This window comes from Shimia sp. R10_1 (genome assembly GCF_017744095.1).
Classification (GTDB): domain Bacteria; phylum Pseudomonadota; class Alphaproteobacteria; order Rhodobacterales; family Rhodobacteraceae; genus Shimia.
Window position 1 is genome coordinate 124,656 of sequence record NZ_JAGHQX010000009.1, and the last position, 23,334, is coordinate 147,989.

Genomic DNA, 23,334 nt, shown 5'->3' on the forward strand with positions numbered 1-23,334 from the left:
TCAGCCGCCAAAGGTTTCAGAATGGATCTGCGCCATCGGCACGCCCTGCGCTTCCAGCCCTGATGTGAGTGCGGTGACAAAACCCGCCGGACCACAAAGCAGATAGTGCGCCTGCGTCCCGGCATTGAGCGCGAGGATGTCAGGCGCGGAAATGCGACCCTGCATATCATAGCCCTGCCCTATTTGATCATCTGGTTCCGGCTGACTGTAGTACACAGCGCGCTGTGCGACAGGATGGCTGGCGATCAGCTTATCGACCTCCTCGCGCAGCGCGTGGTGACGCCCGTTGCGCGCGCCGTGCAGAAACCACACTGGGCGGTTGGGGTCCTGACGGAGCGCTTCGTGCAGCATGGCGACCATCGGGGTGAGGCCCACGCCCGCGCTGATCAGAACCAGAGGTCTGCGTCCATCCGGGATCACAAAATCTCCGGCGGGGGGCTTGGCCTCGATCACATCGCCCACGGCAATCGTGTCATGCAGGTGCCGTGAGGCCGCACCAAGCGGCTCGCGCTTCACCGTGATGCGGTAGCTGCTTTCTTCTGCAGGCCCAGACAGGGAATAGGTGCGCCGCAGTTTGGCGCGCTGAGTGGGCCCCTCCAGCGCAATGGGCAGATGCTGCCCGGCCTTGAATGGCGCAAGGGGTGCGCCATCCTGTGCGGCCAGCGTGAAGGAGGTGATGTCTTCAGCCTCTTTTGTTTTTGCGGTGACAACCAGTTTGCGCGTGGGCGTTGGGGTTTTGGACCAGCGCAGGGCCAGCGCTTCGCGGCGGTCCAGTACGCGTTCAATCGTGACCTCGATCACGCGCAGAGTGCTGGGGTCGCGCGCCTCTTGGGGGGCCCAGTCGATGGTTGCGCGCCCGGAGACATGCAGCAGACCTCCGGTGGCAAAATCGACAAACAGCAGGCCGACGCGGGGATCCTCAATGAGATTGCCGATCGTGTTGAAGAAGTTGTTGCCGGAATAGTCGGGGATGCGCAGCCGGGTGGGGCTGACCACCTGCACAAACCCCGGTGTGCCGCCCCGGTGGGAGGCATCATAGCCGTTGGACGCCGCCTGCCCTGCGCTGTGATGACCTGAGCCAATAAAGAGCGTATCCGCGGCCTGAATGCGGGCAATTTGCGCGGCACTCAGTTGGGCAGCACTTTGGGACGCAGGGCGCGTGGGGTGCGGCACGCGCCACCACTCCCGCTCGCTGATGTATTGCGGGCAGTTGCCAAAGGTCTGGCGGATGTCGATGGCAAACCCTGCGTCGGTGGGGCGGGTGCGCCCACTTAGCCGATTGCGACGGCGGGTGGCCAACTCGATGCCAACAACGCCGATGTCTGCGCCCGCTTTCAGAGTCTTGGCGAGCGGATCTTGCGGATCCATTGCGCCCGCCAAGGTGAGGGTATGCGCATCCGGGGAGCGGATAAAACCGTCTGGGCCTTCGACAATCGTGGCCCAGACGTGCCCATTTGCATCACCTGACGCGACCACCAGAAAGGGTTGATCCTGATAGAAGGCGCGGTGCTGATCTGGCATGAAGTCCCGAATGAATGGGGCGACACGGCGTGCCATATCGCCAGCTCCGGCGCGCAGCTGTGCGGCGCGCTCGCCCTTGTGAAACGGTGTGTCTGTCGTCTGCATGTCGGCGTCCTCCGTCAGGGTGGCAGGGGTCAGAGACCCAGTTCGCTGAGACCGGGGTGGTCGTCGGGGCGACGGCCGAGGGGCCAGCGGAATTTGCGGTCTTCTTCGGCAATGGGATGTTCGTTGATGCTCGCAAAGCGGTGGGCCATGTAGCCGTTTTCATCAAACTCCCAGTTCTCATTTCCATAGGCACGGAACCAGTTGCCGCTGTCATCGCGATACTCATAAGCGTAGCGCACGGCGATGCGGTTCTCGGTGTAGGCCCAGAGCTCTTTGATCAGGCGATAATCGAGCTCCTTGTCCCATTTGCGGGTCAGGAAGGCTTCGATCTCTGCGCGTCCTTTGGGAAATTCCGCGCGGTTGCGCCACTGGCTGTCTGGCGTATAGGCGAGCGCCACTTTGGTTGGGTTGCGGCCGTTCCAGCCGTCTTCGGCGAGGCGCACCTTTTCGATGGCGCTGTCGCGCGTGAAGGGCGGCAGGGGATGGCGCGGGGCTTCGGCAGTCATGGGGAGGACTTTCTTTAAGGGAGAAAACAGGGGGAGTATTGAAAAGATGAATGCGCCAGAGCACAGCCTGCGCCCTGCTCTGGAGCGGAAGGTTATTCGGCGACAAGGCCCACAGCGGTGGCTGGCATAGGCTCAAACCCATCCAGCGCTTCAAACCGGGCAAGCCAGGCGCGCACATTTGGGTAAGGCGCAAGCGAGACATTCCCTTCGGGCGCGTGGGCGGTGTAGGAATAAGCGGCGACATCGGCGATGGTTGGACGATCCCCCACAAGCCAGTCCTGCCCTTCAAGTCCCTGCTCCAGCTTCTGCATGGCGCGGTTGGCGATGGTTGCGGTGAATTCCGCATCAAGCGGCGCACCGAAGACGGTGATGAGACGCGCGGCGGCGGAGCCGAAGGCGATGTCCCCTGCGGCCAGAGTGAGCCAGCGTTGCACAGCGGCTTCGCCAACAGGATCGGTGGGCATCCAGTCTGGCGCATAGCGGCGCGCGAGATAGACCAGAATGGCGTTTGAGTCAGAGACCACAACGTCGCCATCTTCGAGAACAGGCACCTGCCCGTTTGGGTTCATCGCCAGAAACTCGGGCGTTTTATGCGCCCCAGCGGCGAGATCGACAAAGACGGTCTCATGGGCAATGCCTGCCAGTTTGGCAAAGACCAACGCGCGGTGGGCGTGGCCTGATTTTGGGAAGTGGTGGATGCGAACGGCTGTGGACATTTTAGGCTCCTCTCTCTGGGACTGTTGTTGGGGCTGTTCTGTGTGCGCAGAGATAGCGCTTGCCAAAACAGATGATAATTGCCACTTTTTGCGGATCATTAAGCCCTCAGAAGGCGCAATAGATATGGACAAGATTGATCGCATGCGCGCCTTTGCCCTTGTGGCAAAGAACGCCTCTTTCACCGCAGCGGCCCAGCGATTGGGGCGCTCTTCCCGGCTGGTAAGCAAATATGTGGCTGATCTGGAGGAGTCGCTTGGCGTTCAGCTGCTCAACCGAACCACGCGCAGTGTGTCCCTGACCGATGCGGGGGCGACCTATCTTGCGATGTGTGAGCCCCTGCTTGATGGGTTTGACGAGATGGAGGAGACCGTGCGCAACGCGCAGGCCGCCTTGCGCGGTGTGATCCGTGTTGCCGCGCCCACCGGGTTTGGGGCCTTGCGGCTTGCACCCTCGCTGGCCGCCTTTGCCAACCAGCATCCGGAAGTGGAGATTGATCTGAAACTGTCAGACCGGCGGGTGTCCATCGTGGATGAGGGGCTGGATCTGGCGGTGCGGATTGGGCCGATGCGGGACAGCTCGCTGATGGTGCGCCGGCTGGGGCCGATGCCGCTGGTGATCTGTGCTGCGCCTGCTTATCTGGCGCGCGCGGGCACGCCCACACATCCGCAAGCGCTGTCGACACACGAGTGCATTCAGGATGGCAACACGGCAGACCCCGGAGTCTGGCGGTTTGCAATCGACGGGCAGGATGTGGCGGTGCCTGTGCAAGGCCGATTGCAGGCCGATGCGCCCGCAGCGGCGGCGCGGCTGGCCGCAGCAGGCATCGGGGTGGCGCGCTGTCCAGCCTATACGGTGGCTGAAGCGCTCAAAAACGGGGAGCTGGTGGAGCTGTTTGCGCCCTATCGGGTGACGCCCTATGTGGTGGCGGCCCTGTTTCCACAGAACCGCCGCCTGACCACCCGTGTGCGTGCCCTGATCGACCATTTGGCGCAGGATCCGCTGATCTGCAACGGTGGCGTGTAGGCTCAGGACCCTAGGTTCGCCAGCCCAGCAAGCGGCGCTCAATCGCGCCGATCAGCGTGCTGACCAGCACGCCGAGCAGTGACAGGATCACCACCCCAGCAAACAGACGTTCGAGATCATAGAGCGAACCGGCCTCCAGAATATAAGCCCCAATACCGTATTCCGCGCCAAGCATTTCGGCCGCGACCAGCAGGATGATGGCAATCGCAAGACTGATGCGCAGGCCAGAGAGTATGCCGGGCATGGCTCCGGGCAGCACAATTTTGCGCACGATGGACCACCAGGACAGGCCAAAGCTTTGGCCCATACGGATCAGGGTGCGGTCGACATTGTCCACCGCGCCATAGGTGGCAACCACCGTCGGCGTGAAGGTGCCAAAGGCGATCAGTGCGTATTTGGAGCCTTCGCCAATACCAAACCAGATCACAAACAGCGGCAAAAGCGCGATCTTGGGGATCGGAAAGATCGCAGCAACGATGGGCACGAGCCCCGAGCGCACATATGAAAACAGACCAATGAGTACGCCGACACTGATGCCGATGCTGGCGCCTATGGCGGCCCCGACAACCAGACGTGACAGCGAGGGGCCGAGGTGTTTGAAGAGCAGCCCGCTTTGATAAAGTTCGCGGAAGGTTTCAAACACATCCGAGGGGCGCGGCAGGGTCAGCGCAGAGATCCAGCCCGCGCGCGTGCCCCATTCGGCGATCAACACAAGGCCAAGGAACACCGCAAAGCTGACCCAGCGGTGGGGTTTGGGGGCAAAGCCACCGCCCCGGAAGGTGACGGTTTTTCCCACAGAGGCGTCAGACATGGATCAGCTCCGCATCGGCGGCACGCGCTTCGTCGCGCATCAGGTGCCAAAGGTGTTTTTGATGGGCGTCGAGCTCTGCATCGCCAAACGCGCGCGCGCTCAGGGGGGTGTCGATGTCGACAATCTCGCGGATTTCGCCGGGACGACGGGAAAGCACCACCACACGATGACCGAGACGCACGGCCTCTGCCAGATTGTGAGTGACGTAGACGGCGGTGAAGGGCTGACGCTCCCAGAGTTCGACAAGATCATCCATCAGTAGTTCACGGGTCTGGCTATCAAGCGCAGAAAGCGGCTCATCCATCAGCATAACAGCCGGGTTCACAGCCAGAGCGCGGGCAATGGCGACGCGTTGTTTCATACCGCCAGAAAGCTGTTTGGGCAGCGCCTTGGCAAAATCGGTGAGCTTGGTGCGGGCCAGCACATCATCAATGATGGCGCGGGCGTCGGCGCCTTTGATGCCGTGATCTTCGAGCACCAGAGAGATGTTGCCCTCAACACTGCGCCAGGGCAGCAGGGCAAAATCCTGAAAGATATAGGTGAGCGGGTTGAGACAGCCTTCGGGCGGGGCGCCCAGTTGCAGAACCCGGCCAGAGGTGGGGCGTTCCAGCCCGCCGATAAAGCGCAGAAGTGTGGATTTGCCACAGCCGGACGGGCCGACGATACACACGATCTGCCCGCTGGGAATATCCAGCGAAATGTTCCGCATGACTTCAAAGCTGTCATAGGAATGGCTGATGTTTTCGAGTTTGATGTCCATGAGTGCAATCCGGCGAGGCCCGCAGAGGCCGACCTCGCCAAAAGAGGTTATGCGCCGAGGATTTCGACGTAGGAGCTGTCCACGATCTGGTCGATGGAAATGTCGCTATCCACCAGTTTCTCGGACTGGAACCAAGACAGCTGATCCTGCAAAGAGCCCACATTCAGCGCCGCATTTGCATTCAGGCGCATGGTGCCGTTGATGATCGAAGGCGCGGCCTTTTCACGGGGGCGGTCGGTGTAGACATATTTGTGGATCAGATCGACCATCGCGTCCTGATCGGCGGTCTTGTCGATCATGGCGGCGGTGTAGTCATCCACGCCTTTGGAGAAGCCTGCGAGGAAGCTTTCGGTCAGACCCCGCTCGTTGGCGGCGTTTTTGGCGGAGGTGAAAACGGTGGTCACCTGATAGTTGGGGATATAGTCCGCCACATTGCCGATGATGTGGACCGCACCGGAGCCTGCGAGCGGCTTGGCGATGTGGGGCACAATGGACCAGCCATCAACCTGACCGGATTTCATCGCGCCAATGATGGCCCCAACCTTTTGCAGCGGTGTGAAGGACATGTCGATGCCCTCGGCCTGTGCCATTTTGGAGCCCATATAGTGGAAAGAAGAGCCCGCCTGCGTCACGGCAAACCGTTTGCCTGCCAGATCTTTCGGGGTTTTCACACCCGCCTGAAACGCCGCATCTGAGGCAAGGAACTTCTGGCCGTCAATGCCCGCTTCTTCGCTTAACGCACCACCGATGACTTTGATCGCGCCTTTGTCAGCAAGGCTGATCAGGCCGCCGGACATGGCTGTTACGGCGTAATCCACATCACCGGATGCAATCGCCACGGCCATGGGCTGTGCGCCTTGAAAAAATTCAAACTCCACATCAAGCCCGGCGTCAGCGAAATAGCCGCGCTCAAAAGCCACAAAGCTGCCTGAGTGGGATGTGAAGCGCAGCGCGCCCACTTTGATTTTCTTGTTTGCGGCAATCGCAGGGGCGGCCAGCCCGGTTGCGGCGGCAGCGCCGCCCATGAGCGCCAGCATTTTGCGGCGGTTAAAAGTGGTCATGATGTCCTCCCTCTGATCATCAATGGGTCTTAAGTTCAGCTTCGATGTCGGCCTGCAACAGCGTGAGAGCGGTGCTCTCTTCGCGGGCCAGCACGGCATCGAGCAGTGATTTCTGACGCGCCTTGCGCGCTGCCCAGTCGAGCTTGCCTTCGCGCATCTGCGCGAGGCGGAAGCGGCGGCTCTGGTCAAAGAACTTGCGGTGCAGATCCATCAGGCGCGGGCTGTCGCAGGCGGCAATCAGGGCTTGGGCAAAGGTGCGGCAGGCCTCATCCCACTCCAGCGCCACCAGATCATCGGGCGCGCCCGCAACGGCGGCCTCGGCCTTTTGCAGCGCGTGGTGGGCAGCAATCACGCGCCCTTCCCAAGCCACATCGCCCAGCGCAATGGCGCGGGCCAGTGCGATGCGTTCAATTTCAATGCGCACCAGTTGGATATCGCGCAGGTCATCCTCCGTCGCAGAGGTCACGCGAAAGCCGCATTGGGCGGTGGCCTCAACCAGCCCTTCTGTGGCGAGAATACGCAGCGTTTCCCGCATGGAATGGTTGGAGCCGCCATAGCGGCTGCGCAGCGCCTCAATCTTGAGCTTTTGATCAGGCAGCAGCGTGCCAAAGGCGATGTCGCGCCGCAAAGAGGAAGCCAGCAATTCCACAATGGTGGCATCCTCAGTTTTCTTGCCAGAGAAAATCATCGCTGTTCCACAAAATCAAAAACGTTGGAGATTTTTCCGATATGTGGAGAAAATCGTCAAGAGACTCCTGACGATTGAATTGCACAAAGTGCGCGATGTTCCCTTATGGCGCGAGTTTGACCCAAGCGGCGTTGCGCTGTGCGCTGCGCACGCAAGCATCGACAAATTGCACGCCTTTCAGCCCGTCCTGAACCGTTGGAAACATCACCTCAGGCGCAGCCTTGTCCCCGGTACGATGGGCGACAATGGCCTGCGCGGCCTCTGCATAGATATTGGCAAAGCCTTCAAGATAGCCCTCTGGGTGACCCGGAGGCACGCGGCTCATGCGGGCGGCGGCCTCCCCTGCCCCGGCGCCACCCCGTGTGATCAGGCGTTTGGGCGACCCAAAGGGGGTGTGCCACAGGTAATTCGGATCTTCCTGCGCCCATTCCAGACCACCGGTTTCGCCGTAGATCCGAATGCGCAGGGCGTTTTCATTGCCCGGCGCAACCTGACTGCACCAGAGCATGCCTTTGGCACCGCCCTCAAAGCGCAGCATCACATGGGCGTTGTCGTCAACCTGCCGCCCCGGCACAAAAGCTGTGAGATCCGCGGCAAGTTCGGCAACATCCAGACCACTGACAAAACAGGTAAGATTGTAGGCGTGGGTGCCAATATCTCCGGTGGAGCCCCCTGCCCCGGATCTGGCCGGGTCTGTGCGCCACTCGGCCTGCTTGAAATCCTGTTCTGTTGTCAGCCAATCCTGCGGGTATTCGACCTGCACCACCCGGATTTTGCCGATCTCGCCAGCGGCAATCATCTCGCGCGCCTGCCGCACCATGGGATAGCCCGTGTAGTTGTGCGTGAGGATAAAGAGCGCGTCTGAGGCTTCGGCGGCTTTCACCAGTTTCTTGGCATCCGCCAGCGTGGAGGTGAGCGGCTTGTCACAGATCACATGGATGCCGCGTTTGAGAAATTCGCGCGCGGCCTGATAGTGCACGTGATTGGGGGTAACAATTGAAACAGCCTCAATTCCGTCTTTGCGCCGCGCCTCGCGGATCGCCATGGTTTTGAAATCTTCATAGACCCGTGGCAGGCCAAGGGCTGCGCCACTCTCTATGGATTTCTCAGGCGTGGAGGACAGGGCCCCGGCCAACAGTTCAAAGTGGTCATCCAGCCGTGCGGCGATGCGATGAACCCCGCCAATAAAGGCGTCATTGCCACCGCCAACCATGCCAAGGCGGATGCGGCCCTTGTGCGTTTCGTTTTTTGCGCTCACCATCAGTCGATCCCCAGCATTTTGCGATTTGCGGCGGCGTCTGTGCCGCCATCAGCGAAGTCATCAAAGGCCACCTCTGTTGGGCGGATGATGTGGTCGCGCACAAAGGCCGCGCCTTCGCGCGCACCGTCTTCGGGGTGTTTCATGGCGCATTCCCATTCCACCACGGCCCAGCCATCAAAGCCGATAGCGGTGAGTTTGGAAAAGATCGCGCGGAAATCCACCTGCCCGTCGCCCAGCGAGCGGAAGCGCCCTGCGCGGTCGACCCAGCTTTGATAGCCGGAGTAGACCCCCTGTCGCCCGGTGGGATTGAATTCCGCGTCTTTGACGTGAAACATGCGGATCCGGTCCTGATAAATGTCGATGTGGTCTAGATAGTCGAGGCACTGAAGCAGGTAGTGGGACGGGTCATAGAGCATGCAGGCGCGCGCGTGTTGGCCGGTGCGCTCCCAGAACATTTCGTAGGTCACGCCATCATGCAGATCTTCGCCCGGATGAATTTCATAACAGACATCCACACCACAGTCTTCGGCGTGATCAAGGATCGGCCGCCAGCGCGCCGCCAACTCATCAAAGGCGGTTTCAATCAGCCCGGCGGGACGTTGAGGCCAAGGGTAGACATAAGGCCACGCCAGCGCGCCGGAAAAGGTGGCGTGTGCGCCGATCCCGAGATTTTTAGAGGCGGTCAGCGCTTTTTTCACCTGATCGACGGCCCATTTCTGGCGTGCAGCGGGATTGCCGCGCACCTCTGGCGCGGCAAAGCCGTCAAAGGCGGTGTCATAGGCGGGATGGACTGCAACAAGTTGACCCTGAAGGTGGGTCGACAGCTCGGTGATCGCGACCCCATTGGCCTGTGCCACGCCCGCAAGTTCATCACAGTAGTCTTTGCTTGTGGCGGCTTTGTCGAGATCAATCAGGCGGCTGTCCCAGCTGGGCACTTGGACGCCAAGATAGCCGCAGTCGGCGGCCCATTTTGTGATCGCGTCCCATGAATTGAACGGAGGATCGTCTCCGGCAAACTGGGCCAGAAACAGTGCGGGTCCTTTGATTTCTTTCATCGCATCCTCCCTAAAATGCTCACTTCATGGACGGTAGATTCTCCCGAATGACGATCTCGATCCGAATATTCTCCTGACTCTCAATGACAGGCGTGCGGTCGCATTTTGCGCGCAACACACGCAGAGCACTGCGGGCGAGATGGCCGGTGTTTTGGGTGATGACCGCATCAATGACGCCTGCGCGCAGCAGCGCGGATGAGTTTTCGGTCAGCTCGTGGTCGATCAGAACGGGGCGTTGGGGCAGATCCGCGGCAGCAATGGCGCGGGCGATGCCCTGCACGCTGGCACCCACGGAGTAGATGCCAATTGCATCCGGGTTTTCTTTCAGCGCGCGCAGGGTCACGCGCTCTGTATGAGCCGCGTCTTCCTGCCCTTCGATGCTGGGAAGCGTTTCCAGATGGGGAAAGCTTGCGCCCACCACCTGATCAAAACCGAGGCGTCGCTCGATCATGTCGCGGGATTGTTTGTTGGTGATGACCACCACCACCTTGCCGGTTTGCCCACCCGTGAAGCGCCCCAGAAGCGTGCCAGCGGTGCGCCCGGCGGCGACGTTGTCGATGCCAACAAAATGGTCGCGATCCGAATTGGGCTGGTCGGTCACAAGCGACACAACAGGAATGCCGCGTTTGCGCAGATCTGCGATGGCGTCACGCACCTGTGGGGTTTCCTTGGCCATGATCGCCAAGCCATCCACCTCCGCCGGATCCAGCGCGCTTAGGGTATCGGTCAGCTGGGTGTGCTCCTGTGTGGGCACACGAATGGTGCGCACTTCGGTGCGGTTTTGCGGGGCATTCACAATGACTTCGGAAATGCCGCGTTCCAGACTGGTGAGGAACTGCCCCTTCCAATCTGGCAAGACAAAGACGAAGCGATAGGTCTTGCGCCGCGCAAGATTGGCGGCGGCGGTGTCGCGCACATAACCGAGTTCAGTGATGGCGGATTGCACCTTTTCGATGGTGACAGACCGCACGCCCGGGCGCTCGTTCAGCACCCGGTCGACAGTCGCGAGGCTGACGCCCGCAACGCGGGCAATGTCATTGACCGTTGGTTTTGCGACACCTGTGATGGTTGGCTTGCTCAGTTTACGTCCCCATTTCTTTTGCCAGCGCGCCAAAGAGCAGCGCGACGGCCTCTGCACCCGGATCATTGTGCCCTTTGAGGTTTTCCTCTGGCACATAGGCGGCGCGCCCTGCTTTGGCGCGGTGAATGCTTGCGGTGCTGTCTGCCCCAGCCCGTGCCGCGGCGGCGGCGGCAGCAATGCCTTCGGGAAGGGCGCTGAGTGCCGGGGCGAGCGCGTCAATCATGGTGCGATCCCCGACAGAGGCCCCGCCCACCTGGCTGACGCGCGCCAGACCATCCGCCAGCGCGCCCTGCACAGAGGCCCCATTGGCGCAGGCGTCGCCTGCCGCGTTGAAGTAAATCGCTAGGATCACACCAGAAGAGCCGCCCATGGTTTGGCTCAGCTCGTTGCCCAGCGCCGGGAACAGCTGTGTCAGATCGGCGAGCGGCATGTGATCAAGCCGCGCCTGCAGCGCGCGTGCGGCGGTAGCCAGCGTGCTGCCGGTATCGCCATCGCCGGATTTGGCATCCAGCGTGTTCAGATCCGCCTCAGCCGAGATCAGAAGATCGGTCACATTCTCGATGATGGCGCGGGTGCGCGGGTTCTCGGATGGGATCGGCTCAATTGGCGTGAGCCCATCGGGCAGCGCAACAACGGGCGGCGTGACAATCGCCTTAAGGCCCGGCCATGCGGGCAAGGTGACTGCGGCTTTCAGCGCGTCCAGTTCACCCGGCGTGACCTCCATGATGGAAACGGAAAACCCGTGCATATCAAGCGAGGTCATCAGAGGCGCGGGGCCGATGATGTGCTGTGCGAGCCCTGCCTCTGTCAGCGCGTGGGTCAGCACCGACATTTCCAGCGGTGTTGTGGAGCCAAGGTTGTTCACAATCGCCACAACGTCGCCTGTGGCGTGCGCTTTCAGCTTTTCCACAACAGTGCCCATCGCCGCCACAGCGCCGGAAAAATCCACCTGCTCAATACCGGGTTCGCCATGTATGCCGAGGCCCAGCTCTGCCTTGCCTTCGCCAATCCGCGCCTCTTTGAGAGAGCCGGGAATTGTGCAGGTATCAAGGCTCATACCGATGGAGGCAACTTTGGCGATGACATCTTTGGCGGTCTGGGTGACGGCGGCGAGATCTGCGCCTTCCTCAGCCAGCGCGCCCGCGATTTTGTGCACAAACAACGTGCCTGCCACGCCGCGCGGCTGAGGCAGATGTGGCAGCGCAATGTCATCATCGACAACAACCATTTCCACCCGGCGCCCCAATGCGCGGGCGCGTTCGGCAGCCAGACCGAAATTCAACCGATCCCCGGTGTAATTTTTCACAATCAGCAGGCAGCCTGCCTCGCCTGTCACGGCCAAGATGCCCGCGAGCACAGCCTCTACCGAAGGAGAGGCGAACACCTCACCACAGACGGCAGCGGTGAGCATGCCTTTGCCAACAAACCCGGCGTGGGCAGGTTCGTGACCGGAGCCACCACCCGACACAAGCGCCACCTTGGATTTGTCCCAGTCAGAGCGAAACACAACCTTGATGTGAGGATATCCGTCCAGGCGCGACAAAGCCCCGCCGGACGCGGCCAAAACACCGTCCAGTGCTTCGGTGACAAGATCTTCTTTGGCATTGATAAACTGTGACATGCTGTTCCTCCCTTAGACGACACGTGCGCCGGAAGCATCGAAATACAATGGATTTTCTAAGCTGATTTTTATGGTCGCGCTGCCCGCGTAATCGTGATGCGGATCGGTGAGCGTGGTGATGTCATGCCCGTGAACCTTCAGGTGCAGGCGGGTCTGGTCCCCGAGATGCTCTGACCTGATAACCTGCGCCTCTATGCCATCCCCCTGTCGGATGTTTTCTGGTCTGAGGCCGATCTGCACCCCTTTATGTGCGCCGGGAAAGAGCTCTGCCGGGAGGATATTGATCCGTGGCAGGCCCAGACGGCTGGCCACATAGACGCTCGTCGGATCCTCGTAAATCTCTTTGGGAGTGCCATATTGCACCAGACGCCCTTCCTCAAGCACGCCGATGTGGGTCGCCATTGTCATGGCTTCGATTTGATCATGCGTGACATAAAGCAGCGTGGAGCCAAGATCGGCCTGAATGCGCTTGAGCTCTACACGCAGGTCGGCGCGCAGTTTGGCATCCAGCGAACTGAGCGGCTCATCCATCAGATAAATCTGCGGATCGCGCACCAGCGCACGGCCAATGGACACCCGCTGCATTTCACCGCCTGACAGCTCGGTTGCCTTGTTGTCGAGCTTGTGGGGGATTTGCAGGATCTCCGCGATCTTCTGAACCTTCTGGGCGATCACATCCTCAGGCGTTCTGAGGATCGGGGAACGCAGCGGAAAAGCGAGATTGTCGCGCACGGTGAGGTGTGGATAGAGTGAATACTGCTGAAACACCATGGCGATGTCGCGTTGTGCGGGCGTGTCATTGCCCACATCGCGCCCACCAATGAACACGGAACCGCTGTCCAGTTTTTCCAGCCCGGAAATCAGACGCAGGGTTGTGGTTTTGCCGGCCCCGGTTGGGCCAAGCAGCACCACGAAGGCACCATCTTCAATCGTCATGGAGATGTCAGAGACAGCCTGGGTTTTGCCAAACGTCTTGGAAACATTGTGGAGTGACACTTCAGCCATGGAGAATGCCCTCATTCAGTTCTGATTTGAGCGCGCGGCCAGACTGGCGATCAAACAGCGTGATGGTGCTTGGGTTAAATTCGAGCCCGACGGTTTCACCGGCACGTGCGGCTTGTTGGGCAGAGATGCGTGCCTTGACCTCACCGCCGTGGGTGTTGAGGGTGACGATCTGCGTGGTGCCGAGATATTCGGTCGCCAGCACCTCGGCGCGATAAGGCGCGGCATCGCTGAGCTGGATATGCTCAGGACGCACCCCAAAGGCCAGATCGCCCTCAAACGGCTCGCGGGTTTGCGGGATCGCAAAGGCGGTGTCATGCATGGTGACGTCACTGTCATGACGCCCAACTTTGCCGTGGAATTTCAGGAAGTTCATTGACGGGGAGCCGATGAAATCTGCCACAAACATGGTGGCAGGCTTGTCATAAATTTCCTGCGGCGTGCCAAATTGTTCCACCACGGCATTGTTCATGACAACGATCTTGTCGCTCATCTGCATCGCCTCCAGCTGATCATGGGTCACATAGACGGTGGTGGCCCCCATGCGGTCATGCAGGGCGCGGAGCTCTTCGGACATATGCTCGCGAAACTCTGCATCAAGCGCGCCGAGGGGTTCATCCATCATGAAGGCCTTGGGTTCGCGCACGATGGCACGGCCCAGCGCAACACGTTGGCGATCCCCACCTGACAGCCCCCCCACGGGGCGGTCCAGAATATCCTCGATGCCGAGGATTTTGGCGACTTCGGCCACTTTGTCTTTCACCGCGCTGCGCGACATGCCCTGACACACCAGCGGATAGCTGATGTTTTTGCGCACATTCATATGCGGATAGAGCGCGAACATCTGAAACACAAAAGCGATGTCGCGTTGGGACGGCGGGCGCTGAGAAATCTCTTCGCCATCCAGAAAGATGTCGCCGGACGTTGGCAGCTCTAACCCTGCGATCATGCGCAGGGTGGTTGTTTTACCGCAGCCCGAGGGGCCGAGGAGCATGAAGAACTCCCCGTCTTCGATGGTGAAGGAGCTTTCACGCACAGCGGTGAAATCGCCGAACTGCTTCTTGAGGTTTTTGATGACGATCTGCGCCATGGTCACTCCGGGAAGTGGCTGACAATGATGAACATCACTGTGCCAATTAAGGTTGTTATGAACGAATAGGTGAAGGCCCAGATCACGAAGGGCTGCATCAGCATGAACACCCCAAGTGCGATGATGAAGGTGGCCAGCATTTCCCAGGGTCCGCGCCGGAAGCGCATCAGGCCGGTGATAAAGTTGCTCATTTGCGCACGGCTCCGAATGTGATCCCACGCAGCAGGTGTTTGCGCAGCAGGATGGTGAAGATCATGACCGGCAGCAGGAAGATCGTGACGCCGGCGGCGATGGCGGGCCAGTCAAGGCCCCCGATGCCGATGATGGTCGGGATGAAGGGCGGCGCGGTCTGCGCGTTGGCTGTGGTCAGCAGCACCGCAAAGGCATATTCGTTCCACGCAAAGATCAGACAGAAGATCGCGGTGGAGGCAATGCCGGTAGCGGCCTGTGGCAGCACCACTTTGTAAAAGGCCTGAAACCGTGTGTAGCCATCAATCAGCGCGGCCTCTTCATACTCGGTTGGAATGCCGTCGATGAAGCTTTTGAGCAGCCAGACCGCCAGCGAGATGTTCACACCGGTATAGAGCAGGATCATGCCCAGATGGGTGTCTGACAGACCAAGCTGGCGGTACATCAGGAAGATCGGGATCGCGACGGCGATGGGTGGCATCATGCGGGTGGACAGGATGAAGAACAGCAGATCATCGGCCAGCGGGATTTTGAAACGGCTGAAGGCATAGGCGGCCAAAGTGCCGAGAAACACGCTGAGGAAGGTGGAGCCAAAGCCGATGATCACCGAGTTGAGGAAACGCTGGCCAAACTTTGAGGGGCCAACAATCACCATGTCGTATTGGCGAACGATCTCATCGGCCCAATTCTGTGGCGGGTTTTCGGCCAGATATTCCTCTGTCTGGCGCGTGCGTGTGGTGAACAGGTTTACATAGCCCTCGAGCGTGGGTGTGAAACCGGACTCCCCTTCGCCGCCGATCACGTATTTGGGCGGATAGGCGATGGCATCTGCCGGGCTTTTGAAACCTGTAATCGCAATCCAGACCAGTGGGATCATGGTGATCACCGCATAAAGGATGACCAGAGAGCCTGCGAACCATTTGATACGGTTTGAGGGTTCGTTGATGGAAAAGCCGCTCATCTTTCTTTTACCTTATTGAGGGCTTTGACGTAGATACTTGCCAAGCCAAACACCGTCACAAACAGGATGATCGCGTAGGCGGAAGCATAGCCTGTGCGCCATTTTTCAAAGGCTTCCCGTTTGAGATTGATTGAGGTGAGCTCTGTCACGGATCCCGGCCCGCCGCCTGTCAGCTGCACGACGAGATCGAACATCTTGAAGTTCTCAATGCCTCGGAACAGCACCGCAAGCATGAGGAACGGCAGCACCATGGGAATGGTGATCGTGAAGAACTGGCGCAGCTTTGAGGCGCGGTCGATTTCTGCGGCCTCATAGATATAGTCGGGAATGCTGCGCAGTCCCGCGAGACAGATCAGCATGACAAATGGAGTCCACATCCATGTGTCCACGATCACAATCGCCCATGGCGCAAGGTTGACCTGCCCCAGCATTTCAAAGCTGGAGGGATCTTTGCCGGTGAAAAACCCAACGATGTAGTTAAACAGACCGATTTGGGGCTGGTAGAGGAACTTCCAGAAGTTGCCGACCACCGCAGGTGAAAGCATCATGGGCAACACGATGATGGTCGTCCACAGATCGTTGCCTTTGAACTTTTTGTTGATCATCCACGCCAAGGTGAAGCCGATCAGCACCTGAAAGAAGATCGTCCAGAACAGGAAGTGGGCGGTGGCCTGCATGTTCAGCCAGATGTCACTGTCTGTCAGGATGCGCTCATAGTTGCGCAGGCCAATCTCTTTGACCTCGCGGCCAATGCGGTTGGCCTTGTAGTTGGTGAAGCTGAGCCGGATGGTCCAGACCAGCGGGAAGATGTTGATCGCAAGCAGCAGGAAAATGGTGGGGGCGACGAAGATCCAGGCGATGGCCCGATCAGACAGCCCCCTGATTTTGCGCGCTACTGGAGCGGGCGTTGACGACGCAACGCGATCTATTGTCCGGTCAGACATATGCTCGGCCTGTCAGTTGAAATGTGTGAGGGACGTGGGCGTCCCGTGTGGAGGATGGCCCCAGCGCACACTGTCACGCGCGCGCTGGAGCGTAAGATCAGAGTTTGCCTTCGTCCTCAAAGACCTCTGTCCAGTCCTCTATCAGCTTATCAAGCGCCTCTTGCGCGGTGCCTTGATCGGCGACCACATAGTCATGCACGCGCTTTTGCATGGCGAGCAGCAGCTCGGCATAGGCTGGCTCCTGCCAGAAGTCCTGCACTCCGGCCATGGCATCCAGGAAATCCCCCGCGAAGGGCTGGCTTTCCACAAATCCGGGATCTTCCAGAACGGAGTTGTGCGCAGAGTAGCCGCCCAGCTCCCACCATTTGGCCTGAACACCGGGATCAGAGAACCATTTGATGTACTCAAGCGCAGCGTCCTGTTTGTCGGAGTACGCCACAACGCTGATGCCCTGCCCACCCAGTGTGGAGCCTGCTTGGTTTTGCGGGGGGTTCACAAAGAAGTCGATCTTGTCACCGCCGGTGTTTGGATCAGCATATAGACCCGGGAAGAACGCAAACCAGTTCATCGCCATGGCGACCTGACCAGATTTAAAGGCGTCCAGGCTCTCGCCCATATAGCTGTTGGTGTAGCCCGGAGGTGTCGCGGTTTTGTAGAACTCTTTGTAAAACTCAAGCGCTTCGACAGCTTCGGCGGAGTTTACAGCGCCTTCCATATCGTAGCTGCCCGGGGTGTTTTCATACTTGAAGCCCCATGGATAGAGCGCGGAGGTGACCCCCATGGTGATGCCTTCAGAGCCACGCTCGGTGAAGATCGCTGCGCCATAAACGGTTTTGCCGTCAATCTCGCGCCCCTGGAAGAACTGCGCGATTTGCAGCATTTCTTTCTGCGACTGAGGCTCGCGCAGATCGGAGCCTGTGGCCTCTTTATAGGCGGCTTTGATGTCATCGCGATCGAACCAGTCTTTGCGATAGAACCAGCCGTTTGCATCGCCCATCGCGGGCAGCGCGTAGTAGTTTGGCGTGCCTTTGGGCCATGTGGAATAGGCATAGACCGTTGCCGGGGCAAAATCGTCCATGGAGATGCCTTCGGCGTCAAAGAAGTCGTTGAGTTTGACGTAGTGGCCATTTTCTGCGCCGCCACCAATCCACTGGCTGTCGCCAATCAGCAGGTCACAGAGTTTGCCGCCGGAGTTCAGCTCGTTGAGCATGCGATCTGCAAAGTTCGGCCATGGCACGAACTCAAAATTCATGGTGTGGCCGGATTGGGCCTCAAAGTCTTTGGACAATTCCACCAAGGCATTGGCGGGATCCCATGCCGCCCAACAGAGCGTGAGATCTTCGGCTTGTGCTGTGGATGATACGCCTGCGGCTGCAAGAGCCAGAGCGCTGGCGGTGGCCAGTTTAAAATACGTCATTCAATCCTCCCCTATCTACGCCGCCCTCTACTCCCGTCGAATCGCGGCATGCATCCACGCTATTTGAGGTACGCACCTCATGTCTACATATTTTTGAGGTGCGTACCTCATTCATGATGTAAAACGCCTATTTTCAGATACTTAACGAACTCGAGATGAGGGAACGCCTGCGCAAAGAAAAACCGCTCCGGCCACATGCGTGACCGAAGCGGTGTTCTGGAAGCCGCCAAGAGCCCCCTGCAACGCGGGTTTGATCTGACTCGCATCAACGGATTTGATCAGCTCTGGAAGCTCTGCTCCAAAGCACGAAAGCCGCCGAGAAAGACATCGTTTTCCACAAAGCTGTGCCACTGCGCCGTCTGGCCATCGCCCGCTTCAAACTCGGCCCACCATTCGGCAAACGTTTCGTTGCGATCCGTGATCGCGGAGACCTTCATGGTGGCGACATAGTTCACAAAAGGCAGCGGCCCATTGGGCAGCATATCATAGGTCAAGGACCGCTCTACATTGGAGATCGCGAGCAGGGTTTCCCGAATACGCCCCGATCCATCTGTGAGGGCGAAATTGCGCACGCAGCCCACCTCACCGGCATTGAAACCTTCCTCGATGCGGCTGTCGGTGGCGGCAGGATGCCAGTTTGGCAACCCATTGAAATCGCGCACGCGGGCCCAGACTTGATCGACGGGCACGGCGATGATTGTGGACGCGTAGGCTTTGATCATTGGGCGGCTCCTTCTGCTATTTGCGCGCCACGGCGCAGATTTCCAAAACTTGCGGTCTGCGCCGCAATCGCGCGTTCAGTTGGCAAACGCTCCATGGAGGACGCGCCATAAAAGCCGTGGCAGTCCGGGCAGAGATCAAGGAACTTCTGCGCGTCATCCGGCTCGGCCAGTGGGCCACCGTGACAGATGAAAATCAAGTCATCCCGGTGAGCGCGGGCGGCGGCAGCCCATTCCTCATAGAGGCGGGCACATTCTGCGATGTCAGGCGCGCTGTCCCCGGCCCCGATGGAGCCGCCGGTGGTCAAGCCAAAGTGGGCAACAATCACATCTGCCCCGGCTTTGGCCATGGCGGCGGCGTTTTCCGCGCTGAACACATAAGGTGTGGTCAAAAGATCCCGTTCATGTGCCTTGGCGATCATTTCCACCTCTTTGTCATAAGACATGCCGGTGGCTTCGAGTTCACGCCGGAAGCGGCCATCAATGATGCCAACGGTGGGAAAATTCTGCACACCGGCGAACCCCATTGCGGCGAGATCATCCAGAAACTTGTCCATGATGCAGAACGGATCTGTCGCGTTGACGCCGGCAAGCACGGGCACGTTTTCTACGACGGGCAGCACCTCTCGCCCCATGTCCATCACGATTTCATTGGCGTTGCCGTATGACATATAACCTGCGAGCGAGCCGCGTCCGGCCATGCGGTAGCGGCCAGAGTTGTAAATCACGATCAGGTCGATGCCGCCCGCTTCCTCGCATTTTGCGGAAAGTCCGGTGCCGGCGCCGCCACCCACAATGACTTTGTCTGCGGCGATCTTGGCCCGAAGGCGCTGAAGGATGTCTGCGCGTCCTGTGACTGCCATCTTAGGTTCCTTTTTCATTGTAGATTTCGTTGAACTCAGCGATCGCAGCCTTGGCAAAGGCCGGATCGTTGATGTGCATTTCGAGGTCGATCAATCGACGGTTTTTGGTCTGTTTTACGGTGGAGCGCAGCGCCTGAAACAACGCGTCATTGGCTTGGGGGTCGTAAAACGGGCCGCCTTCGATATCCAAAGCGGACACCCCCTTGAGCGGCAGCAAGAAGCGCACCGGCCCTTCGCAGGCATTGAGTTTGTTGCCGATCCAGGTGCCAATTTGCGCCGCTTCTTCGGCATTGGCACGCATGAGCGTCACCTGCGCGTTGTGATGATAGAGTGTGCGGTCCTTAAACTGGGGCGGCACGCTTTCTGGCCCCCAGAAGTTCGCCATGTCCAAAGCGCCACAGGACCCCACATAGGGCAGCTTGCTGCGCGCGATGCTGTCAAGGCGCCCCTCCCCTGCACTGAGGAAGCCGCCCACAATCAGGTCACAGATTTCCGTGGTGGTGATGTCGAGCACCCCGGCCACATCGCCCTGATCGACAAGCTGTTCCATCGAGCGGCCGCCGCTGCCGGTGGCGTGAAACACCAGACAATCAAACTGGTCTGACAGGTCTTCTGTGATGGCCTGCACGGCGGGGGTGGTGACACCAAACATCGAGAGCACCACGGCGGGGCGATCATCGGGAGCTTCGGGCACCGGGTTTGCCATCATGCCCGCCAGAGCGTGAGCGGCGTTGCCCAGCAGTTTGCGGGAGACACGGTTGAGGCCAGACACGTCGGTCACAGGATGGAACATGTTCACATCGGAGGCGCCGACATAGGCAGACACATCGCCTGAGGCGAGCGTGGACACCAGAACCTTGGGCACGCCAATCGCCAGAGCCTGCATCGCTGGCGCGATGATGGCCGAGCCGCCAGACCCGCCAAGGCCAATGATGCCACCCAGGTCAGACCGCCCACCCACAAAGGCTGTCAGCGCGCGGGCCATTTCGGTCACAGCGGCGCCGCGATCATTGACAAACACCGCTGCGGGGCCTTCCGGGTGGCAGGCGGCGACACTGGCGGCGGTCACGTCCACGCCGCTTTCCCCACCTTTGGTGCCGACATTGACCAGCACGGTTTCCAGCCCGGTTGCGGCGATGAGATCGCGCACATAAGCCAGCTCTGGGCCCTTTGTGTCTGCGGTGCCAATCACATAAGCTTTCTTCGTCATAAGCTCCTCCCTTAGCCTGCCTGACCCGGCTCTAGACCAAGATGTCGTTTCTGCATTGCTGTGTCTGCCTCAAGCGCCTCTGCGCTCATGCGTTCCACAACCTCGCCACCCACCATGATCGCCACATCCTGCACGGCAGCCAATGCGGCGTGCATGTTTTGCTCAACCAGCATCACGGCGATGCCTTCGCGCGCAATCAATGCAATCAGGTCAATCACATCGGACACAATCGCGGGTGCGAGACCCTCTGTGGGTTCGTCCATCACGATAAGCTTGGGATTGAGTAGGAGCGCGCGCCCAATCGCGAGCATCTGCTGTTCACCGCCAGAGAGGCGGTCGCCCAGATTGCGGCGACGCTCTTTCAGGCGGGGAAATGTTTCATACACCCGGTCAACCGACCAGTCCCCACCCCGACGCTCTACAATTCTGAGGTGCTCTTCAACCGTGAGGGAGCGAAACACCCGCCGCCCCTGCGGCACATAGCCGATGCCAAGCTGCGCGCGCTTTTCTGGCGCGAGCCCCGTGAGCGCAACCCCATCAAACCAGATTTCACCTGCGGCATGGGCATGCAGCCCCATGATGGCATTGCACAGGCTGGTTTTGCCCATGCCATTGCGCCCCAGAATGCCCAGCGGGCGTGTGCCCACGGTGAGATCCACCTCGTGCAGCACGTGGCTGGAGCCATAGCGCAAATCCAGCCCTTCGATTTTTAGCAATCCATCAATGGCCATGGGCCCCTCCGATATAGACGCGATGCACCTCTTCGTTTTGCATGATGTCTTTGGGAGACCCTTCTGCGAGCAGGCGGCCATTGTAGAGCACAGAGACGCTTTCAGAAGTTTGCAGCGCGATTTCCATGTCATGCTCGATCAACACAACAGTGACGTCTTTGGGCAAAGCCATGAGCAAGGCGCTGAGTTTCGGGCGCTCTGCCGGGGACAGCCCGGCAGCGGGCTCATCCAGAAGCAAGATTTTGGGGTCTTCCGCCAAAGCGATGCCAATTTCGAGCTGGCGCCTTTGACCGTGGCTCAACTCCGAAACTTCCCGCTCCAACACATCGGTGACACCTGCCACCTCTGCCAAGCGCTCCGCCTCTGTCAGGCGCGCATCATTGTGACGCAAGGGCAGCACCTGCCGCCAACCGCCCCGCACGCCTGCGACCGCAAGAAACAGGGTTTCGCGCACAGTGAGCCCATTGAACAGATGTGCGTGCTGATAGGTGCGGCGCACCCCGCGTTGAATGCGTTTGTTGATCGGCTCGCGCGTGACGTTGGTGCCAAACAGCGAAATGGTTCCGGCCGTCGCCGGCGTGTCGCCTGTCAGCACATTGAACAGGCTGGTTTTGCCCGCGCCATTCGGCCCAAGGATCGCCCGCCGTTCGCCGGGCTGCACCGTCAGATTGATGTCCTGAACCGCCCAGAAGCCGCCAAAGCGTTTGCCGATGCCCCGGACCTCCAGGGCATTGGCGTTGGTATGTGTCTGACTTATGGGCACGAAGGGTTGTCCCGGCTGACAGGGCCAGAGGCCAGGAAAGTGGCTTCGTCTTGCCCCAAGAGCTGATCCACATCGCGCACCACTTTGACAACACGATTGCCAAGCGAGCCGTCTTCACGCTCATAGACCTCGGTCACAAAGTTATCGACGATGCCATTGCGGTTCTTGTCCAGACGCATGGTGCCGCCTGTTGGGGTCACAAAGGTCAGATCCGTGAGCGCCGCGCGGAAGGCCGCCTGATCGTTTGACAGATCGCCATCCACCGCGTCCAGAGCCAGCATCGCAGCTTTTGCGCTCATGTAATAATGATGGGCAAAGATAGACGGTGCAGAGAAACCATCTGGGAAGGCCTCTGTGTAGCTTGCCGAAAAGGCGCTCCACTCTTCGCCGTCATAGTCGCTCACTGTTGGCGTGCCAGCTGGCGCGCCGACAAGCAGCTTTTTGAACGGACCTTTGGAGTCCAGAATGGACTGGTCGATGGTGATGGAGCCGCCAATGATCGGCTTGTCACCGCCGGCCTGGCTGTATTGCGTGAGGAAGTTGACCGCGTCTGCGCCGCCCAGCGCCACAAAGATCGCATCCACGTCCTGCGGGATCGAGTAGACCACGGAGGAGTAGTCTTTGTTGCCGATTGGGGTCCAGAATTTCTCTGGCACCTTGCCGCCTGCGGAGCAGAATTCGGTCATAAAGCCCAGAACCTGCGTGTAGGGGAAGGAGTAATCCTCTGCGATCACGGCGACGGATTTGTAGCCCATGTCGTTGTAGGCATAGTCGCCGACACCCACCATCCACTGTGCGCCATCGCCGCCAAAGCGGAAGAAGTTGTCAGAACTGTCGCGCAGCGTGGTGTCCTGCGCTGCTGACGAGCCATTCAGGAAGGTCACAGCCGGATAAGATTTGGACAGATCGCGCAGCGCGAGCCCTTCGGAGCCTGACAATGGCCCCACAATCATATCCACCCCATCCTGCTCAATGAGCTTGCGGGCGGCATTCACGGCGCTGTCCGGGCTGGCGTCTGAGGACATGGTGATGACTTCGACTTTGTTGCCATCGACCTCTCCGCCGACTTCGAGCACCGCGAGCTCTGCGCCACGGATCCCATCCTGGCCAAGCGCGGCAAACGCGCCTTCGAGGATGGAGATCACGCCGATTTTGACCTCCTCGGCAGAAGCTGGCACTGACATTGCGCTGAGCGCAAGCACCGAAGCCGCTAATTTGAGCTTATTCATTCTAGG

Annotated in this window: 24 protein-coding genes; 1 reads left to right on the forward strand and 23 read right to left on the reverse strand. The window is 59.6% G+C overall.

What is annotated here, in order from left to right:
• The 3 genes from J7413_RS16710 to J7413_RS16720 all read right to left on the reverse strand — a co-directional run bounded on the left by J7413_RS16710 (nucleotide 1) and on the right by J7413_RS16720 (nucleotide 2,848).
• Nucleotides 1–1,626 (reverse strand): pyridoxamine 5'-phosphate oxidase family protein, encoded by a 1,626-nt coding sequence (locus J7413_RS16710; RefSeq protein ID WP_209100253.1) that lies wholly within the window; start codon nucleotides 1,624–1,626, stop codon nucleotides 1–3.
• Between the two features lie 29 nt (nucleotides 1,627–1,655).
• A complete protein-coding gene (locus tag J7413_RS16715) occupies nucleotides 1,656–2,132 on the reverse strand; it encodes a nuclear transport factor 2 family protein (protein WP_209100255.1) in 477 nt (158 codons plus the stop codon).
• 92 nt (nucleotides 2,133–2,224) lie between these two features.
• Nucleotides 2,225–2,848 (reverse strand): glutathione S-transferase, encoded by a 624-nt coding sequence (locus J7413_RS16720; protein WP_209100257.1) that lies wholly within the window; start codon nucleotides 2,846–2,848, stop codon nucleotides 2,225–2,227.
• A 124-nt stretch (nucleotides 2,849–2,972) separates the two neighbouring features.
• On the opposite strand from J7413_RS16720, the gene J7413_RS16725 reads away from it, so the two are divergent.
• Nucleotides 2,973–3,872 carry a LysR family transcriptional regulator gene (locus J7413_RS16725; protein WP_209100259.1) on the forward strand — a complete coding sequence of 300 codons (900 nt, stop codon included), beginning with the start codon at nucleotides 2,973–2,975 and terminating at the stop codon, nucleotides 3,870–3,872.
• A 10-nt stretch (nucleotides 3,873–3,882) separates the two neighbouring features.
• Here the strand turns inward: J7413_RS16725 and J7413_RS16730 are convergent, their stop codons facing one another.
• From J7413_RS16730 to J7413_RS16825, 20 genes are all read right to left on the reverse strand, one after another.
• On the reverse strand, nucleotides 3,883–4,683 hold the full coding sequence (locus J7413_RS16730; RefSeq protein ID WP_209100261.1) for an ABC transporter permease: 801 nt from the start codon (nucleotides 4,681–4,683) through the stop codon (nucleotides 3,883–3,885).
• Complete coding sequence (locus tag J7413_RS16735) at nucleotides 4,676–5,443, reverse strand: ABC transporter ATP-binding protein (RefSeq protein WP_209100263.1); 768 nt, start codon at nucleotides 5,441–5,443, stop codon at nucleotides 4,676–4,678. The genes J7413_RS16730 and J7413_RS16735 overlap by 8 nt, the downstream gene beginning before the upstream one ends.
• Nucleotides 5,444–5,490: 47 nt before the next feature.
• Nucleotides 5,491–6,504 carry an ABC transporter substrate-binding protein gene (locus J7413_RS16740; RefSeq protein WP_209100265.1) on the reverse strand — a complete coding sequence of 338 codons (1,014 nt, stop codon included), beginning with the start codon at nucleotides 6,502–6,504 and terminating at the stop codon, nucleotides 5,491–5,493.
• A 19-nt stretch (nucleotides 6,505–6,523) separates the two neighbouring features.
• The gene (locus J7413_RS16745) at nucleotides 6,524–7,192 is read right to left on the reverse strand and encodes a GntR family transcriptional regulator (protein ID WP_209100267.1); all 669 of its coding nucleotides are present in this window, start codon (nucleotides 7,190–7,192) and stop codon (nucleotides 6,524–6,526) included.
• 103 nt (nucleotides 7,193–7,295) lie between these two features.
• The gene (locus J7413_RS16750) at nucleotides 7,296–8,453 is read right to left on the reverse strand and encodes a Gfo/Idh/MocA family oxidoreductase (RefSeq protein ID WP_209100269.1); all 1,158 of its coding nucleotides are present in this window, start codon (nucleotides 8,451–8,453) and stop codon (nucleotides 7,296–7,298) included.
• The gene (locus tag J7413_RS16755; protein WP_209100271.1) at nucleotides 8,453–9,508 is read right to left on the reverse strand and encodes a sugar phosphate isomerase/epimerase; all 1,056 of its coding nucleotides are present in this window, start codon (nucleotides 9,506–9,508) and stop codon (nucleotides 8,453–8,455) included. The genes J7413_RS16750 and J7413_RS16755 overlap by 1 nt, the downstream gene beginning before the upstream one ends.
• Nucleotides 9,509–9,527: 19 nt before the next feature.
• A complete protein-coding gene (locus J7413_RS16760; protein WP_247743581.1) occupies nucleotides 9,528–10,622 on the reverse strand; it encodes a LacI family DNA-binding transcriptional regulator in 1,095 nt (364 codons plus the stop codon).
• Complete coding sequence (locus J7413_RS16765) at nucleotides 10,591–12,210, reverse strand: dihydroxyacetone kinase subunit DhaK (protein ID WP_209100275.1); 1,620 nt, start codon at nucleotides 12,208–12,210, stop codon at nucleotides 10,591–10,593. The genes J7413_RS16760 and J7413_RS16765 overlap by 32 nt, the downstream gene beginning before the upstream one ends.
• A gap of 12 nt (nucleotides 12,211–12,222) precedes the next feature.
• On the reverse strand, nucleotides 12,223–13,215 hold the full coding sequence (locus J7413_RS16770; RefSeq protein WP_209100277.1) for an ABC transporter ATP-binding protein: 993 nt from the start codon (nucleotides 13,213–13,215) through the stop codon (nucleotides 12,223–12,225).
• Entirely contained in the window at nucleotides 13,208–14,302 is a 1,095-nt protein-coding gene (locus J7413_RS16775; protein WP_209100279.1) for an ABC transporter ATP-binding protein, read from the reverse strand. The genes J7413_RS16770 and J7413_RS16775 overlap by 8 nt, the downstream gene beginning before the upstream one ends.
• Before the next feature lie 2 nt (nucleotides 14,303–14,304).
• Complete coding sequence (locus tag J7413_RS16780; protein WP_209100281.1) at nucleotides 14,305–14,493, reverse strand: hypothetical protein; 189 nt, start codon at nucleotides 14,491–14,493, stop codon at nucleotides 14,305–14,307.
• Nucleotides 14,490–15,452, reverse strand: a complete 963-nt coding sequence (locus J7413_RS16785) for a carbohydrate ABC transporter permease (protein ID WP_209100283.1) — start codon at nucleotides 15,450–15,452, stop codon at nucleotides 14,490–14,492. The genes J7413_RS16780 and J7413_RS16785 overlap by 4 nt, the downstream gene beginning before the upstream one ends.
• Nucleotides 15,449–16,396: a sugar ABC transporter permease gene (locus J7413_RS16790; RefSeq protein ID WP_209100285.1), complete on the reverse strand. Its 948-nt coding sequence runs from the start codon at nucleotides 16,394–16,396 to the stop codon at nucleotides 15,449–15,451. Before J7413_RS16790 ends, J7413_RS16785 begins: the two co-directional genes overlap by 4 nt.
• 97 nt (nucleotides 16,397–16,493) lie before the next feature.
• Nucleotides 16,494–17,813 carry an extracellular solute-binding protein gene (locus J7413_RS16795; RefSeq protein ID WP_209100287.1) on the reverse strand — a complete coding sequence of 440 codons (1,320 nt, stop codon included), beginning with the start codon at nucleotides 17,811–17,813 and terminating at the stop codon, nucleotides 16,494–16,496.
• A gap of 278 nt (nucleotides 17,814–18,091) precedes the next feature.
• The gene (locus J7413_RS16800) at nucleotides 18,092–18,535 is read right to left on the reverse strand and encodes an SRPBCC family protein (RefSeq protein ID WP_209100289.1); all 444 of its coding nucleotides are present in this window, start codon (nucleotides 18,533–18,535) and stop codon (nucleotides 18,092–18,094) included.
• Nucleotides 18,532–19,395 carry a phosphoenolpyruvate hydrolase family protein gene (locus tag J7413_RS16805; protein WP_209100291.1) on the reverse strand — a complete coding sequence of 288 codons (864 nt, stop codon included), beginning with the start codon at nucleotides 19,393–19,395 and terminating at the stop codon, nucleotides 18,532–18,534. The genes J7413_RS16800 and J7413_RS16805 overlap by 4 nt, the downstream gene beginning before the upstream one ends.
• Before the next feature lies 1 nt (nucleotide 19,396).
• Nucleotides 19,397–20,605, reverse strand: coding sequence for a Tm-1-like ATP-binding domain-containing protein (locus tag J7413_RS16810; RefSeq protein WP_209100293.1), 1,209 nt, complete (start codon nucleotides 20,603–20,605; stop codon nucleotides 19,397–19,399).
• Between the two features lie 11 nt (nucleotides 20,606–20,616).
• Nucleotides 20,617–21,336 carry an ABC transporter ATP-binding protein gene (locus J7413_RS16815; RefSeq protein ID WP_209100295.1) on the reverse strand — a complete coding sequence of 240 codons (720 nt, stop codon included), beginning with the start codon at nucleotides 21,334–21,336 and terminating at the stop codon, nucleotides 20,617–20,619.
• Nucleotides 21,326–22,099: an ABC transporter ATP-binding protein gene (locus tag J7413_RS16820; protein WP_209100297.1), complete on the reverse strand. Its 774-nt coding sequence runs from the start codon at nucleotides 22,097–22,099 to the stop codon at nucleotides 21,326–21,328. The genes J7413_RS16815 and J7413_RS16820 overlap by 11 nt, the downstream gene beginning before the upstream one ends.
• Nucleotides 22,090–23,328, reverse strand: coding sequence for an ABC transporter substrate-binding protein (locus J7413_RS16825; RefSeq protein WP_209100299.1), 1,239 nt, complete (start codon nucleotides 23,326–23,328; stop codon nucleotides 22,090–22,092). The genes J7413_RS16820 and J7413_RS16825 overlap by 10 nt, the downstream gene beginning before the upstream one ends.
• Nucleotides 23,329–23,334: the final 6 nt, after the last annotated feature.

Coding starts and splice junctions, on each gene's coding strand:
- J7413_RS16710 (WP_209100253.1), bottom strand. CDS start 1,626: ATGCAGACGACAGACACACCGTTTCACAAGGGCGAGCGCGCCGCACAG.
- J7413_RS16715 (WP_209100255.1), bottom strand. CDS start 2,132: ATGACTGCCGAAGCCCCGCGCCATCCCCTGCCGCCCTTCACGCGCGAC.
- J7413_RS16720 (WP_209100257.1), bottom strand. CDS start 2,848: ATGTCCACAGCCGTTCGCATCCACCACTTCCCAAAATCAGGCCACGCC.
- J7413_RS16725 (WP_209100259.1), top strand. CDS start 2,973: ATGGACAAGATTGATCGCATGCGCGCCTTTGCCCTTGTGGCAAAGAAC.
- J7413_RS16730 (WP_209100261.1), bottom strand. CDS start 4,683: ATGTCTGACGCCTCTGTGGGAAAAACCGTCACCTTCCGGGGCGGTGGC.
- J7413_RS16735 (WP_209100263.1), bottom strand. CDS start 5,443: ATGGACATCAAACTCGAAAACATCAGCCATTCCTATGACAGCTTTGAA.
- J7413_RS16740 (WP_209100265.1), bottom strand. CDS start 6,504: ATGACCACTTTTAACCGCCGCAAAATGCTGGCGCTCATGGGCGGCGCT.
- J7413_RS16745 (WP_209100267.1), bottom strand. CDS start 7,192: ATGATTTTCTCTGGCAAGAAAACTGAGGATGCCACCATTGTGGAATTG.
- J7413_RS16750 (WP_209100269.1), bottom strand. CDS start 8,453: ATGGTGAGCGCAAAAAACGAAACGCACAAGGGCCGCATCCGCCTTGGC.
- J7413_RS16755 (WP_209100271.1), bottom strand. CDS start 9,508: ATGAAAGAAATCAAAGGACCCGCACTGTTTCTGGCCCAGTTTGCCGGA.
- J7413_RS16765 (WP_209100275.1), bottom strand. CDS start 12,210: ATGTCACAGTTTATCAATGCCAAAGAAGATCTTGTCACCGAAGCACTG.
- J7413_RS16770 (WP_209100277.1), bottom strand. CDS start 13,215: ATGGCTGAAGTGTCACTCCACAATGTTTCCAAGACGTTTGGCAAAACC.
- J7413_RS16775 (WP_209100279.1), bottom strand. CDS start 14,302: ATGGCGCAGATCGTCATCAAAAACCTCAAGAAGCAGTTCGGCGATTTC.
- J7413_RS16780 (WP_209100281.1), bottom strand. CDS start 14,493: ATGAGCAACTTTATCACCGGCCTGATGCGCTTCCGGCGCGGACCCTGG.
- J7413_RS16785 (WP_209100283.1), bottom strand. CDS start 15,452: ATGAGCGGCTTTTCCATCAACGAACCCTCAAACCGTATCAAATGGTTC.
- J7413_RS16790 (WP_209100285.1), bottom strand. CDS start 16,396: ATGTCTGACCGGACAATAGATCGCGTTGCGTCGTCAACGCCCGCTCCA.
- J7413_RS16795 (WP_209100287.1), bottom strand. CDS start 17,813: ATGACGTATTTTAAACTGGCCACCGCCAGCGCTCTGGCTCTTGCAGCC.
- J7413_RS16800 (WP_209100289.1), bottom strand. CDS start 18,535: ATGATCAAAGCCTACGCGTCCACAATCATCGCCGTGCCCGTCGATCAA.
- J7413_RS16805 (WP_209100291.1), bottom strand. CDS start 19,395: ATGGCAGTCACAGGACGCGCAGACATCCTTCAGCGCCTTCGGGCCAAG.
- J7413_RS16810 (WP_209100293.1), bottom strand. CDS start 20,605: ATGACGAAGAAAGCTTATGTGATTGGCACCGCAGACACAAAGGGCCCA.
- J7413_RS16815 (WP_209100295.1), bottom strand. CDS start 21,336: ATGGCCATTGATGGATTGCTAAAAATCGAAGGGCTGGATTTGCGCTAT.
- J7413_RS16825 (WP_209100299.1), bottom strand. CDS start 23,328: ATGAATAAGCTCAAATTAGCGGCTTCGGTGCTTGCGCTCAGCGCAATG.